Source organism: Staphylococcus sp. GDY8P126P, assembly GCF_017891965.1.
In the GTDB taxonomy this organism is placed as follows: Bacteria; Bacillota; Bacilli; order Staphylococcales; family Staphylococcaceae; genus Staphylococcus; species Staphylococcus saprophyticus.
This window is the reverse complement of the sequence record NZ_JAESKG010000037.1, coordinates 1-800: the sequence shown is the minus strand read 5'-3', so window position 1 is coordinate 800 and position 800 is coordinate 1. Positions and strand designations below refer to the sequence as shown.

Below are 800 nucleotides of genomic sequence, written 5' to 3'. Positions count from 1 at the left end.
TGATTAGGGTGTATCCTGTCTGATTTTTTAGCTTTCTTAAAACTTAGTAATATTTTTATTTATCTTTATTTTCTTGGTTATTTAACTTATTGAGATAACGATAGATTGTTGTACGTGAAACTTTCCATTGCTCTGCAATAGTTTTAATTGGTGTTCCATTATCATAAAGTGTTTTAAGTAAAGTCAAATCTTGTTTATTTAATTTTTCTGGTCGACCTCCATAGCGTCCTCTAGCACGAGCTGCAATTCGCCCCGCTGAAGAACGTTCTAAAATTAAATTACGTTCAAATTCTGCAAATGCTGCGAATAAATGAAATAATAATTGCCCTGTAGAACTTGATTTATCCATCGTTATATTTTCTTCTAAACTATGGAAACTTACACCTCGTTCGTTAAGCTCATTAACTAATGTGATTAAATCTTCCATATTACGTCCTAGTCTATCTAATCTCCAAACAACAATCGTATCTCCTGACCTCGCAAATTCAATGGCTTTATCTAAACCAGGTCTTTTACTTTTTGAACCACTCATATGGTCGTTAAATATCTTTTCACAACCATATGCATTTAATCGATCCTCCTGTAAATTTAAATTTTGTAATCCAGTTGAAACTCTTGCATAACCTATTTTCAAAAGACAAACCTCCTATATACACCTTCAGTGTACCATAACTTAATTACAAGGTCTTTTGTGAACATAGATTTTTTGTTGGGTTTATGAACACAGAAATATATGCGATACTCACTTATTTCGACATAAAAAGAGAGTGTACAGAAAATGGTTATTTTCTGTACACTCT

At 32.0% G+C, this 800-nt stretch carries 1 protein-coding gene; it reads right to left on the bottom strand.

The window, feature by feature from the left end:
* Positions 1-55: 55 nt before the first annotated feature.
* A complete protein-coding gene (locus KA893_RS13865) occupies positions 56-634 on the bottom strand; it encodes a recombinase family protein (protein WP_047504988.1) in 579 nt (192 codons plus the stop codon).
* Positions 635-800 lie beyond the last annotated feature (166 nt).